Annotated in this window: 16 protein-coding genes; all 16 read left to right on the top strand. The window is 62.6% G+C overall.

Annotation, left to right across the window (positions count from 1 at the left end):
- The 16 genes from CYJ10_RS20270 to CYJ10_RS20195 all read left to right on the top strand — a co-directional run bounded on the left by CYJ10_RS20270 (position 1) and on the right by CYJ10_RS20195 (position 17159).
- Positions 1–600, top strand: a complete 600-nt coding sequence (locus CYJ10_RS20270) for an NADH-quinone oxidoreductase subunit C (protein WP_101683264.1) — start codon at positions 1–3, stop codon at positions 598–600.
- Between the two features lie 10 nt (positions 601–610).
- The gene (locus CYJ10_RS20265) at positions 611–1864 is read left to right on the top strand and encodes an NADH-quinone oxidoreductase subunit D (RefSeq protein WP_101683263.1); all 1254 of its coding nucleotides are present in this window, start codon (positions 611–613) and stop codon (positions 1862–1864) included.
- A gap of 223 nt (positions 1865–2087) precedes the next feature.
- Positions 2088–2588 carry an NADH-quinone oxidoreductase subunit NuoE gene (gene nuoE / locus CYJ10_RS20260; RefSeq protein WP_066739034.1) on the top strand — a complete coding sequence of 167 codons (501 nt, stop codon included), beginning with the start codon at positions 2088–2090 and terminating at the stop codon, positions 2586–2588.
- 1 nt (position 2589) lies between these two features.
- A complete protein-coding gene (gene nuoF / locus CYJ10_RS20255) occupies positions 2590–3885 on the top strand; it encodes an NADH-quinone oxidoreductase subunit NuoF (RefSeq protein WP_101683262.1) in 1296 nt (431 codons plus the stop codon).
- Positions 3886–3898: 13 nt separating this feature from the next.
- Positions 3899–6271 carry an NADH-quinone oxidoreductase subunit NuoG gene (gene nuoG / locus CYJ10_RS20250; RefSeq protein ID WP_101683261.1) on the top strand — a complete coding sequence of 791 codons (2373 nt, stop codon included), beginning with the start codon at positions 3899–3901 and terminating at the stop codon, positions 6269–6271.
- An 18-nt stretch (positions 6272–6289) separates the two neighbouring features.
- Positions 6290–7354, top strand: coding sequence for an NADH-quinone oxidoreductase subunit NuoH (gene nuoH, locus CYJ10_RS20245; RefSeq protein WP_101683260.1), 1065 nt, complete (start codon positions 6290–6292; stop codon positions 7352–7354).
- A 73-nt stretch (positions 7355–7427) separates the two neighbouring features.
- Positions 7428–7919, top strand: a complete 492-nt coding sequence (nuoI, locus tag CYJ10_RS20240) for an NADH-quinone oxidoreductase subunit NuoI (protein ID WP_101683259.1) — start codon at positions 7428–7430, stop codon at positions 7917–7919.
- 164 nt (positions 7920–8083) lie between these two features.
- Positions 8084–8725 carry an NADH-quinone oxidoreductase subunit J gene (locus CYJ10_RS20235; RefSeq protein WP_101683258.1) on the top strand — a complete coding sequence of 214 codons (642 nt, stop codon included), beginning with the start codon at positions 8084–8086 and terminating at the stop codon, positions 8723–8725.
- Between the two features lie 17 nt (positions 8726–8742).
- Positions 8743–9048 carry an NADH-quinone oxidoreductase subunit NuoK gene (nuoK, locus tag CYJ10_RS20230; protein WP_029050842.1) on the top strand — a complete coding sequence of 102 codons (306 nt, stop codon included), beginning with the start codon at positions 8743–8745 and terminating at the stop codon, positions 9046–9048.
- Between the two features lie 59 nt (positions 9049–9107).
- The gene (nuoL, locus tag CYJ10_RS20225) at positions 9108–11192 is read left to right on the top strand and encodes an NADH-quinone oxidoreductase subunit L (RefSeq protein ID WP_101683257.1); all 2085 of its coding nucleotides are present in this window, start codon (positions 9108–9110) and stop codon (positions 11190–11192) included.
- 27 nt (positions 11193–11219) lie between these two features.
- Entirely contained in the window at positions 11220–12686 is a 1467-nt protein-coding gene (locus CYJ10_RS20220) for an NADH-quinone oxidoreductase subunit M (protein ID WP_101683256.1), read from the top strand.
- A 19-nt stretch (positions 12687–12705) separates the two neighbouring features.
- Positions 12706–14181: an NADH-quinone oxidoreductase subunit NuoN gene (gene nuoN, locus CYJ10_RS20215; RefSeq protein WP_101683255.1), complete on the top strand. Its 1476-nt coding sequence runs from the start codon at positions 12706–12708 to the stop codon at positions 14179–14181.
- 17 nt (positions 14182–14198) lie between these two features.
- A complete protein-coding gene (locus CYJ10_RS20210; protein WP_029050838.1) occupies positions 14199–14507 on the top strand; it encodes a DUF2818 family protein in 309 nt (102 codons plus the stop codon).
- A 40-nt stretch (positions 14508–14547) separates the two neighbouring features.
- Positions 14548–15192 (top strand): NUDIX domain-containing protein, encoded by a 645-nt coding sequence (locus tag CYJ10_RS20205; protein ID WP_101683254.1) that lies wholly within the window; start codon positions 14548–14550, stop codon positions 15190–15192.
- 206 nt (positions 15193–15398) lie between these two features.
- The gene (locus CYJ10_RS20200) at positions 15399–15866 is read left to right on the top strand and encodes a DUF1178 family protein (protein ID WP_101683253.1); all 468 of its coding nucleotides are present in this window, start codon (positions 15399–15401) and stop codon (positions 15864–15866) included.
- 90 nt (positions 15867–15956) lie between these two features.
- Entirely contained in the window at positions 15957–17159 is a 1203-nt protein-coding gene (locus CYJ10_RS20195) for an acyl-CoA dehydrogenase family protein (protein WP_101683252.1), read from the top strand.
- The last annotated feature ends 10 nt before the right edge of the window (positions 17160–17169 follow it).

The following is a 17169-nucleotide window of genomic DNA, read 5'->3' as shown; positions in this document are numbered from 1 at the left end:
ATGGCGAACCTCGATACCCTCAAGGCCGCCCTCGAGAAAGTTCTGGGCAAGCGCGTGCAGAACCTGACCGAGGCCACGGGCGAACTGACGTTGATCGTCAAGGCTGCCGACTACCTCGACGCTGCACGCCTGCTGCGCGACGACCCGTCGCTGCATTTCGAGCAGGCCGTCGACCTCTGCGGCGTCGATTATTCCGACTATGCCGAAGGCACCTGGGACGGCCTGCGCTTCGCGGCTGTCACGCACCTGCTGTCGGTCAAGCACAACTGGCGCCTGCGCCTGCGCGTGTTCGCGCCGGACGACGACATGCCTGTGGTGCCGTCGCTGATCGACGTGTGGAACTCGGTGAACTGGTTCGAGCGCGAAGCGTTCGACTTCTACGGCATCGTGTTTGAAGGCCACCCCGACCTGCGCCGTCTGCTGACGGACTACGGTTTCGTGGGCCATCCGTTCCGCAAGGACTTCCCGGTCTCGGGCTACGTGGAAATGCGTTACGACCCCGAGCAGAAGCGGGTCATCTACCAGCCGGTGACGATCGAGCCGCGCGAAATCACGCCGCGCGTGATTCGCGAGGAAAACTACGGCGGCACGAAGCACTGAGAACGGCGTCATGGCAGATATCAAGAACTACACCCTCAACTTCGGTCCCCAGCACCCTGCGGCACACGGCGTGCTGCGCCTGGTGCTCGAGCTGGACGGCGAAGTCATCCAGCGTGCTGATCCCCACATCGGCCTGCTGCACCGTGCCACGGAAAAGCTGGCCGAGCAGAAGAGCTGGATCCAGAGCGTTCCCTACATGGACCGTCTCGACTACGTGTCGATGATGGTCAACGAACACGCCTACGTGATGGCGATCGAGCGGATGCTCGGCATCGAGGTGCCGATCCGCGCGCAGTACATCCGCGTGATGTTCGACGAGATCACCCGCCTGCTGAACCACCTGATGTGGATCGGCGCCCACGCGCTGGACGTTGGGGCGATGGCCGTGTTCCTGTACGCGTTCCGCGAGCGCGAGGACATGTTCGACATGTACGAGGCGGTGTCGGGCGCGCGCATGCACGCTGCCTACTACCGTCCGGGCGGTGTCTACCGCGACCTGCCGGACACGATGCCGCAGTACCGTGCGTCGAAGATCCACAACGAGAAGGCCATCAAGGTCATGAACGAAAACCGTTCGGGCTCGCTGCTGGACTTCATCGAGGACTTCACGAACCGTTTTCCGACGTACGTGGATGAATATGAGACGCTGCTGACCGATAACCGTATCTGGAAGCAACGTTTGGTGGATATCGGCGTGGTCACCCCCGAGCGCGCGCTGCAGATGGGTTTCACCGGTCCGATGCTGCGTGGCTCGGGTATCGAATGGGATCTGCGCAAGAAGCAGCCGTACGAGGTCTACGACAAGATGGACTTCGACATCCCGGTGGGTACGGCCGGCGACTGCTACTCGCGTTACCTGGTGCGTGTGGAAGAAATGCGCCAGTCGAATCGCATCATCAAGCAGTGTATCGACTGGCTGCGCCGCAATCCGGGCCCGGTGATTTCCGACAACCACAAGGTGGCACCGCCGTCGCGCGTGGACATGAAGTCGAACATGGAAGAGCTGATTCACCATTTCAAGCTCTTCACGGAAGGCATTCACGTACCGCCGGGCGAAGCCTACGCGGCAGTGGAACACCCGAAGGGCGAGTTCGGTATCTACGCGATCTCGGACGGTGCGAACAAGCCGTACCGCCTGAAGATCCGTGCTCCGGGCTTTGCCCACCTGGCCGCGCTTGACGAGATGGCCAGGGGACACATGATTGCGGATGCGGTCACGATCATCGGGACACAGGACATCGTGTTCGGCGAGATCGACCGCTAAGGGATACCGGCAGAAAGGTGTCCCGTTACAGGCCGTTGTCCGGACGACGATCCGGGCGTGTTCGGCCGGCCCCGGCGGTAATGGTGGCAGCAGGCTCCGGCCTGCGACGGACTGGCAAGGAATGCGCTGGAGCGTTCCGGGCCGGCAGAACATGGCAGCGACGGCTGCAAACCAGCGAAGCCCGGCTTAAAGGGCAGGTCTTCGCCGTATTACTGCAATGACCATGCTATCAGCAGAAGCTCTCAAGGAAATCGATCGCGCGATCGCGAAGTATCCGACCGACCAGAAGCAGTCGGCCGTGATGGCGGCACTCGCCGTGGCACAGGGCGAGGTGGGCTGGGTTTCCCCCGAAGTCATGCAGTTCGTCGCCAGCTACCTGGAAATGCCGCCCGTGTGGGTGGAAGAGGTGGCCACGTTCTACAACATGTATGACACCAAGCCGGTGGGCAAGTACAAGCTCACCGTCTGCACCAACCTGCCGTGCGCGCTGTCGGGCGGCGACCGGGCTGGCGAATACCTGAAGCGCAAGCTCGGGATCGACTACAACGAAACCACCGCTGACGGCTGCTTCACGCTGAAGGAAGGCGAGTGCATGGGCGCTTGCGGCGACGCACCGGTGATGATCGTCAACAACACCCGCATGTGCAGCTTCATGAGCGACCAGAAGCTCGACGCCCTGGTCGACGAGCTCAAGGCCGAAGCCGCCGCCAAGGGGGACAAGTAACATGACCTCTCTGCACGACCGTCACATCAAGCCGCTGATCCTGGCCGGCCTGGACGGCAAGAACTGGCACCTCGAGGACTACGTCAAGCGCGGTGGCTATGCCCAGCTGCGCCGTATCCTCGAACAGAAGGTAACGCCCGAGCAGGTGATTGCCGACGTCAAGGCGTCGGGCCTGCGTGGTCGTGGCGGTGCGGGTTTCCCGACCGGCCTGAAGTGGAGCTTCATGCCGCGTTCGTTCCCGGGCCAGAAGTACCTCGTCTGCAATACCGACGAGGGCGAGCCGGGCACGTTCAAGGACCGTGACATCATCCGCTACAACCCGCATGCGCTGATCGAAGGCATGGCCATCGGGGCGTACGCGATGGGTATCACCGTGGGTTACAACTACATCCACGGCGAAATCTGGAACGAATACAAGATCTTCGAGGAAGCACTCGAAGAAGCGCGCCGCGCCGGTTTCCTGGGCGACAACATCCTGGGCTCGGGCTTCAACTTCCAGTTGCATGCCCACCACGGCTACGGTGCGTACATCTGCGGCGAGGAAACCGCGCTGCTGGAATCGCTGGAAGGCAAGAAAGGCCAACCGCGCTTCAAGCCGCCTTTCCCGGCCAGCTTCGGCCTGTACGGCAAGCCGACCACGATCAACAACACCGAGACGTTCGCCGCGGTGCCGTTCCTCCTGGCCGTGGGCCCGGACGAATACCTGAAGATGGGCAAGCCGAACAACGGCGGCACCAAGATCTTCTCGATCTCTGGTGACGTCGAGCGCCCGGGCAATTACGAAATCCCGCTGGGCACGCCGTTCTCCACGCTGCTGGAGCTGGCGGGCGGCATGCGCGGTGGCAAGGCGCTCAAGGCCGTGATCCCTGGCGGATCGTCGGCACCGGTGGTGCCGGCCGACCTGATGATGGCGTCGACCATGGACTACGACTCGATCGCCAAGGCCGGCTCGATGCTGGGCTCGGGCGCCGTGATCGTCATGGACGAAACGCGCTGCATGGTGCGGTCGCTGCTGCGCCTGTCGTATTTCTACTTTGAAGAATCGTGCGGCCAGTGCACGCCGTGCCGTGAAGGCACCGGCTGGCTCTATCGCATGGTGAATCGTATTGAACACGGAGAAGGCCGCCAGGAAGATCTGGACCTGCTCAATAACGTCGCGGAAAACATCATGGGTCGCACGATTTGCGCGCTCGGCGATGCCGCGGCGATGCCGGTACGCGGCATGCTCAAGCACTACTGGAAAGAGTTCGAGTATCACGTCGAACACAAGCAGTGCATGGTCCCGGCCCATTCCTGAAGCGTGGCAGAACATGGTTGAACTCGAGATCGACGGCAAGAAGGTTGAGGTTGCGGAAGGCAGCCTCGTGATGGAAGCGGCTCGCAAGCTGGGCACCTACATCCCGCATTTCTGCTACCACCGCAAACTGTCCATCGCGGCGAACTGCCGCATGTGCCTGGTCGAAGTGGAAAAGGCGCCCAAGGCGCTTCCCGCCTGCGCCACCCCGGTGACGCCCGGCATGAAGGTCTTCACGAACTCTGAAAAGGCCGTCAAGGCCCAGAAGTCCGTGATGGAATTCCTGCTGATCAATCACCCGCTCGACTGCCCGATCTGCGATCAGGGCGGCGAATGCCAGCTGCAGGATCTGGCCGTGGGCTACGGTGCATCGGAGTCGCGCTACAAGGAAGAAAAGCGCGTGGTGTTCCACAAGAACGTGGGCCCGCTGATCTCCATGGAGGAGATGACCCGTTGCATTCACTGCACCCGCTGCGTGCGCTTTGGCCAGGAAGTGGCCGGCGTGATGGAGCTGGGCATGCTGAACCGCGGCGAGCACTCGGAAATCACGACGTTCGTCGGCCAGACCGTGGATTCGGAACTGTCCGGCAACATGATCGACCTGTGCCCGGTTGGCGCGCTGACCAGCAAGCCGTTCCGCTATTCGGCCCGTACGTGGGAACTGGGACGCCGCAAGTCGGTGTCGCCGCACGACGGCGTCGGCGCCAACCTCGTGGTCCAGACCAAGAACCAGCGTGTGATGCGCGTGGTGCCGCTGGAAAACGAAGACGTCAACGAGTGCTGGATCTCGGACAAGGACCGCTTCTCGTACGAAGGTGTGAACAGCGCCGACCGTCTGACCCGCCCGCTGCTCAAGCAGGGTGGCGAATGGATGGAAACGGACTGGCAGACCGCGCTCGAATACGTGGCCAACGGCCTGGCGAGCATCAAGCGCGATCATGGCGCCGATCAGATCGCCGCCATCGCCAGCCCGCACAGCACGCTGGAAGAACTGTTCCTGCTGGGCAATCTCGTGCGCGGCCTGGGCAGCGACAATGTGGACTTCCGTCTGCGCCAGACTGATTTCTCGGCCGCGCTGAAGGGTGCGCCGTGGCTGGGTATGCCGATTGCCGATGTCACCACGCTCCAACGCGCGCTGGTGATTGGCGCATCGCTGCGCAAGGATCAGCCGCTGCTGGCCTCGCGTCTGCGTCAGGCTGTCAAGAAGGGTGCCCGCGTGGCCGTGATCGGCACCGGCGGTGAAGACCTGCTGATGCCGGTGGCCGCACGTATCGACGTGGTGCCGTCGGGCTGGACTGCTGCACTGGCAGGCGTGGCACGTGCCGTGGCTGCTGCCAAGGGCGTGGCTGCTCCGGCTGGCACCGATGGTTTCGATGGCGGCGACGCTGCCAAGGCGGTGGCCGATGCGCTGCTGTCGGGCGAGCGCCGTGCGGTGTTCCTCGGCAACGAAGCCGTGCGTCACCCGCAATTCTCGGCGCTGCACGCGCTGGCTCAGTGGATCGCCACGGAAACGGGCGCCACGCTGGGCTTCCTGACCGAAGCGGCCAACACCGTCGGTGGCTACATCGCCGGCGCACTGCCGCAGAAGGGTGGTGCGAACGCCCAGGCAATGTTCGATGCGCCGCGCAAGGCCTACGTCGTGCTGAACGCCGAAGCCGAGTTCGATACCGCTGATGCACGCAAGGCCCTGGCCGCGCTGCAGCAGGCCGGTACCGTCGTGGTGCTGTCGCCGTTCCGCTCGGAAGCCGCCATGCAATACGCCGACGTGATCCTCCCGATCACGCCGTTCACCGAGAGCGCCGGTACGTTCGTGAACGCCGAGGGCCGTGCCCAGAGCTTCAACGGCGTGGTGCGTGCGCTGGGTGAATCGCGCCCGGGCTGGAAGGTGCTGCGCGTGCTGGGCAATCTGCTCGACGTGCCGGGCTTTGACTTCGAGACCGCCGAAGCCGTGCGCGATGCCGCGCTGGTCAAGCTGGCCCCGGATCAACTGAACAACGCCACCGACGCCGCGATCCGTGTGACGGCAGCCGCCGCCAACGGTATCGAGCGTATCGCCGATGTGCCGATCTACCACGCCGACCCGATCGTGCGTCGTGCCGACTCGCTGCAGCTGACCGCTGCCGCGCGCCGCGCGATGACGGTGGGTCTGTCGTCGGAACTGTTCGCGAAGCTGGGCGTGCAGGCTGGCGACCCGGTGCGCGTGACGCAGGATGGCGCCAATGTGGTGCTGCCCGCGGCGCTGGAAAAGACGCTGCCGGCCAACGCCGTGCGCGTGCCGGCTGCCACCGTGGCCGCTGCAACGCTGGGCGCGCTGTTCGGGACCGTCACCGTTGAGAAAGCCATCGACCTGTCGGCCGGCCAGGGTGCCGCCGCAACGGCCACCGTATAAGAAGAGCGAGATAGCAACATGATCGATCTCATTACCTCGCAGGGCCAGGCCATTTTCGGCAGCGCTTGGACGCTGATCTGGATCCTGATCCGTGCCGTGGTCATTGTGGTGCCGGTGCTGCTGTGCGTGGCCTACCTGATTCTCTGGGAGCGCAAGCTGATTGGCTGGATGCACGTCCGTATCGGCCCGAACCGCGTGGGCCCGCTGGGCCTGCTGCAGCCGATTGCCGACGTGCTGAAGCTGCTGCTGAAGGAAGTGATGTTCCCGTCGCAGGTCAACCGGGTGATGTATCTGGTTGCGCCGCTGATGGTGCTGGTTCCCGCAGTAGCCGTCTGGGCCGTGATTCCGTTCCAGCCCGAAGTGGTGATGGCGGACGTCAACGCCGGTCTGCTGTACGTCATGGCCATCAGCTCGGTGGGCGTGTACGGCGTGATCCTGGCGGGCTGGGCATCGAACTCGAAGTATGCGTTTATCGGTGCGATGCGCGCCGCGGCGCAGATGGTGTCTTATGAAATCGCGATGGGCTTCGCGCTGGTGACCGTGCTGATGGTGGCCGGCAGCCTGAACCTGTCGACCATCGTGAATAGCCAGAACGTGGGCTATTTCGCGGACATGGGCATCAACATCCTGTCGTGGAACTGGCTGCCGCTGCTGCCGATGTTCGCCGTGTACTTCATCTCGGGCGTGGCGGAAACCAACCGCCATCCGTTCGACGTGGTGGAAGGTGAATCGGAAATCGTGGCCGGCCACATGATCGAATATTCGGGCATGACGTTCGCGCTGTTCTTCCTGGCCGAGTACATCAACATGATCATCATCTCGACGATGACCTCGCTGATGTTCCTCGGTGGCTGGGCGCCGCCGTTCTCGAGCGCGATCACCAATGCGATTCCGGGCTTTTTCTGGCTGGTGTTCAAGGTTTTCCTGCTGCTGTCGGTGTTTATCTGGATCCGTGCGTCGTTCCCGCGTTACCGCTATGACCAGATCATGCGTCTGGGCTGGAAGATCTTCATTCCGCTGACCGTGGCGTGGCTGATCATTGTGGCGATCTGGATCAAGTCGCCGTGGAACATCTGGCACTAAGAGGCCAGGCGACGGTGCGCGCCGCCCGAACGGGCAGCGCGCACCGCGCGGAAATACTTAGGAAGCAATCGTCATGCTGATCGCCATCAAGGACTTTTTTAACAGCCTGCTCCTGAAGGAACTCTTCAAGGGCATGGCACTTACCGGCCGCTATCTCTTCGCCCGGAAGGTAACTGTCCAGTTCCCGGAAGAGAAGACGCCGATGTCGCCGCGTTTCCGCGGCCTGCACGCACTGCGCCGCTACCCGAACGGGGAAGAGCGTTGCATCGCGTGCAAGCTGTGCGAAGCGGTGTGCCCGGCGCTGGCCATCACGATCGAATCGGATGTGCGTAACGACGGCACCCGCCGTACCACGCGCTACGACATCGATCTGACCAAGTGCATTTTCTGCGGCTTCTGCGAAGAAGCCTGCCCGGTCGACGCGGTCGTCGAAACGCATATTTTCGAGTACCACGGCGAGAAGCGTGGCGACCTGTACTTCACCAAGGACATGCTGCTGGCAGTGGGCGACCGCTACGAGCCGCAGATCGCCGCAGCCAAGGCCGCGGACGCGAAGTACCGCTAAGCGTACCGGCAGGACGGGAGCAGGGCACCTGGTGTGCTGTTCCCGGCAATGAATTTGAAGTGGCCCCGCAAGGGGCACAACCAAGAGAAGCAAGTCGCGCAAGGCGCGGGCGCCCCGAAGGGCAGTCCGGACCGGCGCGGCCCAAAGAGGATCCGATAGGGACCATGGAACTCACGACAGCCATCTTCTATGCCTTTGCCCTGGTGCTGGTGCTTTCCGCACTGAAAGTCATCACGGCAAAGAACCCGGTGCATTCGGCACTGTTCCTCGTCCTGGCGTTTTTTACCGCCGCGGCGATCTGGATGATCCTGAAGGCCGAGTTCCTCGCCATCCTGCTCGTGCTGGTCTACGTAGGTGCGGTGATGGTGCTGTTCCTCTTCGTGGTGATGATGATCGATATCGATATCGAGCACCTGCGCCGCGACTTCTGGACATACGTGCCGATGGCATCGATCGTCGGCGCGCTGATCATCGCTGAAATGGCCATCGTGCTGGTGCGCAACTTCATCGGCACCACCAACGCCGTGGTGCCGCCGGGCGCGCAGGACCCGAACTACTCGAACACCGCTGCGCTGGGCAAGCTGATCTACACCGACTACGTGTACGCCTTTGAAGTGGCCGGCATCATCCTGCTGGTGGCGATCGTGGCCGCCGTGGCCCTGACGCTGCGTCGCCGCAAGGACGTCAAGGCGCAGGATGTGGGTGCCCAGCTGCGTGTGCGCCGCGACGAGCGCGTGCGCATGGTGAAGATGCCGGCCGAGGGCCGGGCCGAAGCGGATGCTGCTGCGTCCGCCAACAAGAACTAAGCCCGGAGAACCCCGCTGTGCTGTCTCTCGCTCACTTTCTCGTCCTCGGTGCCATCCTGTTCGCGATCAGCATCGTTGGCATCTTCCTGAACCGCAAGAACGTCATCGTGCTGCTGATGGCGCTCGAACTGATGCTGCTTGCGGTGAACATGAATTTCGTCGCCTTCTCGCACTACATGGGCGACCTGGCCGGACAGGTTTTCGTTTTCTTCATCCTTACGGTGGCCGCCGCCGAGTCGGCAATCGGTCTGGCAATCCTGGTCGTGCTGTTCCGTAACCTGGACACGATCAATGTGGACGACATGGATACCCTCAAGGGCTGACATGAACGCTCGCGACATGAACCAAGACTGCATCCCGACCGCACACCACTAAGCGTCCTATGGCAACCACGCTCAACCCCAACCTGCTGCTGGCGATTGCGCTGGCACCGCTCGCCGGTGCCGCGATAGCCGGTCTGTTCGGTACCAAGTTCTTCGGCACGTTCTCCTCGGACACGCGCGGTGGCCGGATCATGGCCCACTCGGCAACGATCCTCGGCGTCGCCGTTTCGTTCGTCCTCTCGGTGATGGTGCTGCTCGACGTCATGAACGGCGCCGGCTACAACGCCACCGTGTACGAATGGATGACCATCGGCTCGCTGAAGATGGAAGTCGGCTTCCTCGTCGATTCCCTGACCGCGATGATGATGGTCGTGGTGACCTTCGTTTCGCTGATGGTGCACATCTACACCGTCGGCTACATGGAAGGGGACCCCGGCTACAACCGCTTCTTCGCCTACATCTCGCTCTTCACCTTCTCGATGCTGATGCTGGTGATGAGCAACAACTTCCTGCAGCTGTTCTTCGGCTGGGAAGCTGTGGGTCTGGTGTCGTACCTGCTGATCGGCTTCTGGTACACGCGTCCGACGGCGATCTTCGCCAACCTGAAGGCGTTCCTGGTCAACCGCGTGGGCGACTTCGGCTTCATCCTCGGTATCGGCCTGCTGCTGGCGTACAGCGGCAGCATGAACTACACGGATGTGTTCTCGCAGCGTGAACAGCTGGCAGCCGTGATCTTCCCGGGCACCGACTGGCTGATGATCACCGTGGCCTGCATCTGCCTGTTCATCGGCGCGATGGGCAAGTCGGCGCAGTTCCCGCTGCACGTGTGGCTGCCTGATTCGATGGAAGGCCCGACCCCGATTTCGGCACTGATTCACGCGGCAACCATGGTGACGGCCGGCATCTTCATGGTGTCGCGCATGTCGCCGCTGTTCGAGTTGTCGGACACCGCGCTGTCCTTCGTGATGATCATCGGCGCGATCACCGCGCTGTTCATGGGCTTCCTGGGCATCATCCAGAACGACATCAAGCGCGTGGTGGCTTACTCCACGCTGTCGCAGCTGGGCTACATGACCGTGGCACTGGGCGCTTCGGCCTACTCGGTGGCCGTGTTCCACCTGATGACCCACGCGTTCTTCAAGGCGCTGCTGTTCCTGGCCGCCGGTTCGGTCATCATCGGCATGCACCATGACCAGGACATCCGCAACATGGGCGGCCTGCGCAAGTACATGCCGATCACGTGGATCACGTCGCTGGTGGGTTCGCTTGCGCTGATCGGCACGCCGTTCTTCTCGGGCTTCTACTCGAAGGATTCGATCATCGAGGCGGTGGCCGAGTCGCACCTGGCCGGTTCGGGCTTCGCGTACTTCGCGGTGCTGGCTGGTGTGTTCGTGACCGCCTTCTACTCGTTCCGCATGTACTTCCTGGTGTTCCACGGTGAAGAGCGTTTCGGCAAGCCGCACGCGCACCACGACCACCACGAGGAAGAAGAGGAATCGCATGGCGACGACCACCACCATGGTCTGGCGCCGGGCGAGAAGCCGCACGAGACGCCTTGGGTAGTGACGCTGCCGCTGGTGCTGCTGGCCATCCCGTCGGTGATCATTGGCGCCATCGCCATCGAGCCGATGCTCTTCGGTGACTTCTTCAAGCATGGCCTGGCGTTCAAGGACGTGATCTTCGTCGGCGAGAACCACCACGCCATGGAAGAGCTGAAGGAAGCGTTCCACGGTTGGGTGCCGATGGCGATCCACTCGCTGACGACGCCGGTGCTGTGGCTGGCCATTGCCGGTGTGGTGCTGTCGTGGTTCTTCTACATGAAGCGCCCGGACATTCCGGCTGCCATCAAGCAACGCTGCTCGGGTCTCTACAACCTGCTCGAGAACAAGTACTACATGGACGCGATCAACGAGGCAGTGTTTGCCCGCGGTGCGCGCCTGCTGGGTACCGGCCTGTGGAAGGGCGGTGACCAGAGCCTCATCGACGGCCTGTTCGTCAATGGTTCGGCCCGCGTGGTGGCATCGTTCGCCGCGGCCAGCCGTTACCTGCAGTCCGGCTACATCTACCATTACGCTTTCGCGATGATCATCGGCATGCTGGTGCTTTTGACGCTGACGATCACTGGCGTGATAGGCACCAAGTGATAGGCACCGAGTAAGGAAAACAAACAAATGGTTCTGTCTCTCGCAATCTGGCTGCCTATCTTCTTCGGCCTGCTGGTATTGATGTTCGGCTCCGACAACAGCAAGTGCTTCGTGCGCTGGATGTCGCTGTTCGGTGCCATCGCCAGCTTCGTCGTGACGCTGCCGCTGGTCTTCCATTTCGATACGTCGACGGCTGCGATGCAGTTCGTCGAGCAGGCGAACTGGATCGAGCGCTTCAACATTGCCTATCACCTGGGCGTTGACGGCATCTCGATGTGGTTCGTCGTGCTGACCTCGTTCATCACCGTGATCGTCGTGATCTCGGCCTGGGAAGTGATCACCGAGCGCGTGGCCGAGTACATGGCCGCCTTCCTGATCCTGTCGGGCCTGATGGTCGGCGTGTTCTGCGCGCTGGACGGCATGCTGTTCTACGTGTTCTTTGAGGCCACGCTGATCCCGATGTACATCATCATCGGTGTCTGGGGCGGCCCGAACCGCGTGTACGCTGCGTTCAAGTTCTTCCTCTACACGCTGCTCGGCTCGCTGCTGACGCTGGTTGCCCTGCTGTACCTGTACAACAAGACCGGTACGTTCGACATCCTGTCGTGGCACCAGGCCAAGCTGTCGTTCGAGGAGCAGATCGCGATCTTCCTGGCCTTCTTCATGGCCTTCGCCGTGAAGGTGCCGATGTGGCCGGTGCATACCTGGCTGCCGGACGCCCACGTGGAAGCGCCGACCGGCGGTTCCGTGGTGCTGGCCGCGATCATGCTGAAGCTGGGCGCCTACGGCTTCCTGCGGTTCTCGCTGCCGATCGCCCCGGACGCCAGCCACTACATGGCCCCGTTCATCATCACGATCTCGCTGGTCGCGGTGATCTACATCGGCCTCGTGGCACTGGTCCAGTCCGACATGAAGAAGCTGGTGGCGTACTCGTCGATTGCCCACATGGGCTTCGTGACGCTGGGCTTTTTCATCTTCAACGACATGGGCGTTGAGGGCGGCATCATCCAGATGATCTCGCACGGCTTCGTGTCGGGCGCGATGTTCCTTGGCATTGGCGTGCTGTACGACCGCGTGCATTCGCGCCAGATCGCCGACTACGGCGGTGTGGTGAACGTGATGCCGAAGTTCGCCGCGTTCTCGGTGTTCTTCGCCATGGCCAACTGCGGCCTGCCGGCAACCTCGGGTTTCGTCGGCGAGTTCATGGTCATCCTGGCTTCGGTCAAGTTCAACTTCTGGATCGGCCTGCTGGCTGCCACGGCCCTGATCCTGGGCGCGGCTTACTCGCTGTGGATGGTCAAGCGCGTGATCTTTGGCGACATCGTGCATCAGCACGTGCGCGAACTGGTGGACCTGAACAAGCGCGAATTCCTGATGTTCGGCCTGCTGGCCATCCTGACGCTGTACATGGGTCTGTACCCGAAACCCTTCACCGATGTGATGCACGCGTCGGTGGTGAACCTGCTGTCCCACGTGGCACAGTCCAAGCTGTAAGCGGGGGAGAGAAATCAACATGCAATCGTCCTCTAGCCTGGCCCCAGTGGCGCCAATCATTTTCCTGGCGGTCGCCATCGCGGCGATCAACTGGATCGACCTAGCGCGCGGCAAGGGCCGCACCAGCGTGGCTTACCCGCTGGCGCTGCTGACGACGCTGGTGCTGACCTTCTGGTTCGCACTGGACGCCGCCAACGGCGAGACGCACTACGTATTCGCCAACCTCGTGGTGGTGGATCCGATGGCCAACGTGCTGTCGGCGTTCTGCTCGCTGGGCATGTTCCTGACGCTGGTCTACACACGCACCTACCTGAGCAATCGCGACATGTTCGCGGGCGAGTTCTACATGCTCGCGCTGTTCACGCTCGGCGGTCAGCTCGTGATGATCACCGGCAACAACTTCCTGACCCTGTACCTGGGCCTGGAGCTGCTGTCGCTGTCGTCGTACGCTCTGGTGGCGCTGCGCCGTGAGTCGCGTGTGACGTCGGAATCGGCCATCAAGTACTTCGTACTGGGTGCGCTGGCCTCGGGTTTCCTGCTCTACGGCATGTCGATGATGTACGGCGCCACCGGTTCGCTGAACCTGGGTGAAGTCTTCCGCGTGGTGGAGTCGGGTCGCGTCAACACGACGATGCTGGCCTTCGGCGTGGTGTTCATCGTGGCCGGTGTGTCGTTCAAGCTGGGTGCCGCACCGTTCCACATGTGGATTCCGGACATCTACCAGGGCTCGCCGACCGCGGTGACGCTGCTGATCGCCGCTGGCCCGAAGGTTGCCGCGTTCGCGCTGATCATGCGCCTGCTGGTGGAAGGCCTGCTGCCGCTGGCTACCGACTGGCAGACGATGCTGGTGGTGCTGTCGATCGCGTCGCTGGCCATCGGTAACCTGACGGCGATCGTCCAGACCAATCTGAAGCGGATGCTGGCGTACTCGACCATTTCGCACATGGGCTTCATCCTGCTGGGCATGCTGTCCGGCGTGGTGGCGAACAAGGCGGATGGCGCAGCCAATGCGTACAGCGCGTCGATGTTCTACTCGATCACCTACATGCTGACCACGCTCGGCACGTTCGGCCTGATCCTGATCCGTACGCGCAAGGGCTTCGAGGCCGAGACGCTGGACGACCTGAAGGGCATGTCGCGCCGTCATCCGTGGTTCGCGCTGCTGATGCTGGTGATGATGTTCTCGATGGCCGGCATCCCGCCGACCGTTGGCTTCTACGCCAAGCTGGCCGTGCTGTCGGCCGTGGTCAAGGCCGGCATGAGCTGGCTGGCCGTGGTGGCTGTGGTGTTCTCGCTGATCGGCGCGTTCTACTACCTGCGCATCGTGAAGCTGATGTACTTCGATGCCCCGGCTGGCGAAGAGCCGCTGGAAGCCTCGGTTGGTGTGCGCTCGGTCCTGAGCCTGAACGGCCTGGCCGTGATCCTGCTGGGCCTGTTCCCGGCCGCGCTGATGAACCTGTGCTATCAGGCCATCCGCGCCACGCTGGCCTCGTAACGTGACAAGGTGACGACATGAGTTCCTCGGCGGGCGGTTGGTTTGTCATTCTGCTGGCACTGGTTTGTGCCAACCTGCCGTTCGTCAACCAGCGCCTGTTCGCGGCGGTGGGCCTGAAGTGGGCCCGCAAGCCGCTGTGGCTGCGGGCCGTGGAACTGTTCGTCTGGTACGTGGTGGCCGGTGTTGCCGGTTTTGCGGTGGAAGCGGGCCTTGGCAACGCATTCCCGCAGGGCTGGCAGTTCTACGCCATCACGGCCTGCATGATGCTGGTGTTTGCCTTCCCGGGCTTCACCTGGCAATACCTGGTCAAACATCGCACGGCCTGAGGGCTTGCCTGCTCCGGTCCGTGTCATCTCCGGAGCGCGCATGACCGACAAGACTCTCCCCGCTTCCTCCCAGTCATCCGAAGTCTCGGACGACCATCTCCGCGAAACGCCGGTCGCTTCGGCAACCATTCACCGCGGCAAATTCCTTACCCTCAAGCAAGACATCGTGCGCCTGCCCGACGGCAAGCAGACCGGCCGCGAGTACGTGCTGCATCCGGGCGCGGTCATGATGATTCCGCTGTTCGACGATGGCACCGTGCTCATGGAACGCCAGTTCCGCTACCCGGTGGGCGAAGTCATGCTCGAATTCCCGGCCGGCAAACTCGACCCGGAAGAGGGCGCGCTGGTGTGCGGGCAACGTGAACTGCTGGAGGAAACCGGCTATACCGCCAAACGTTGGGACTACCTGACGCGCATCCATCCGGTGATTTCCTATTCGACCGAGTTCATCGACCTGTTCCTGGCGCGCGACCTGACGGCCGGCGAGTCGAAACTCGACGACGGCGAATTCCTGGAAACCTTCGTCACGCCCGTGGGGCAGGTGATCGACTGGGTGCGGCAGGGCCGCATCACCGACGTGAAGACGATCATCGGCGCATTCTGGCTGGAGAAGATTGTCTCGGGCACCTGGCAACCTGGCGAACAGGCCGAGCCGCCGTTCCCGCGGGCACGGGCGGCCGGCTAGAACGTCGCTTTGCTGCTAAGCTTGGCGAGGCGCCGACCACGGGTTTTCCCTCGATTTTTCAAGGCTCTGCGCCCAAATGGGCTGCCTTTGGCACGATTGTGTTTCCTACGCATCCTGCCAGGCAAAAACGGCTGCAAAAAAATTAGCACGACCGTTCACAAAATTTCGATTCACAGCTAACATTGCCCCGACGGGCTGGAAAGATCATGAAGGTGCTCGACCTGCGCTGTGCGCATGACCATCGTTTCGAGGGCTGGTTTGCCTCGGAGGAAGATGCGCAATCGCAGATTTCACGCGACCTCGTCCAATGTCCGGTTTGTGGCGACCATGCCGTCAGCCGCCTGCCCAGCGCGCCGCGCCTGAATCTTTCGGGTGCCACCGCGAAGCCGGCGCCGACGCAGAGCCGTGATGGCGAACCAGGCAATGCCGAAGCCCAGCAGATGATGCAGGCGCTGCAGGCGCACTACCTGAAGGCCGTGCGGCAGGTGCTGGCGCAGACCGAGGACGTGGGAGACCGCTTCGTGGAGGAAGCGCGACGCATGCATTACGAGGAGGCGCCCGAACGCGGCATTCGCGGTTCGGCCACCGCCGAGGACGTGCAGGCGCTGGCTGAAGAGGGCATCGACACCTTTCCGCTCATCGTGCCGGACGCATTGAAGCAGACGGCCCACTGAACAAGCATCCTGTGCCCGGTTTTACCAGCGCAGCGATGCGCAGGTAAAACAATCGGCCGGCGCCCGCCGGCACCACCTATGGAGACGGGCATGGATCTCAACTACTCGGCGGCGGACAACGCCTTCCGTCAGGAAGTGCGCAGCTGGCTCGAAGCCAACCTGCCGGCGGAAATCAGCGAAAAGGTGCTCAACCACCGCCGCCCCAACCGCGACGATCTGGTGCGCTGGCACAAGATCCTGGCCGGCAAGGGCTGGTCGGTGCCGCACTGGCCGGTGGAATTCGGCGGTACGGGCTGGAACGCCACGCAACGCCATATCTGGGACGAGGAAAATGCCCGCGTCGGCGCGCCCGGCGTGCTGCCGTTCGGCGTGGCGATGGTCGCGCCCGTGATCATGAAGTACGGCAATGCCGAGCAGAAGTCGTACTACCTGCCGCGTATCCTCGATTGCACCGACTGGTGGTGCCAGGGCTATTCGGAGCCCGGTTCGGGTTCCGACCTTGCGTCGGTGAAGACGCGCGCCGAACTGACGTCGGACGGCAAGCACTACATCGTGAACGGCCAGAAGACCTGGACGACGCTGGGCCAGCACGCCGACATGATCTTCTGCCTGGTGCGCACCGATCCCGAAGCCAAGAAACAGGAAGGCATCTCGTTCCTGCTGATCGACATGAAGACGCCGGGCATCACCGTGCGCCCGATCATCATGCTCGATGAAGAGCACGAGGTGAACGAAGTCTTCTTCGACAACGTGCAGGTGCCGGTCGAAAACCGCGTGGGTGAAGAAAACCGCGGCTGGACCTACGCCAAGTACCTGCTGGGCCACGAGCGTACCGGTATTGCCCGTGTGGCCAATTCCAAGCGCGAACTGGGCTTCCTGAAGCGCGTGGCGCGTCAGCAGCAGAAGAACGGCAAGCCGCTGCTGGCCGATCCGGTGTTCGGCGCCAAGGTGGCCGCGCTGGAAATCGAGCTGATGGCGCTGGAAATCACCGTGCTGCGCGTGGTGTCGAGCGAAGCCGCCGGCAAGGGCCCTGGCCCGGAAGCCTCGATGCTCAAGATCAAGGGCACCGAGATCCAGCAGATGCTGACCGAGCTGATGGTGGAGGCTGTTGGCCCGTACGCACAGCCGTTCGACACCGCCTATCTCGAATGCGAGCACGAGCATGCCGTGACCGGCTACGACGATGCCGCCCCGCTGGCCGCGTACTACTTCAACTACCGCAAGACGTCGATCTACGGTGGTTCCAACGAAATTCAAAAGAACATCATCAGCCAGATGATTCTGGGGCTGTGAGGAGACACGC

Origin of the sequence: Cupriavidus pauculus, assembly GCF_002858765.1 — a bacterium.
Classification (GTDB): Bacteria; Pseudomonadota; Gammaproteobacteria; order Burkholderiales; family Burkholderiaceae; genus Cupriavidus; species Cupriavidus pauculus_B.
This window is presented reverse-complemented; position numbering and strand designations above follow the sequence as displayed.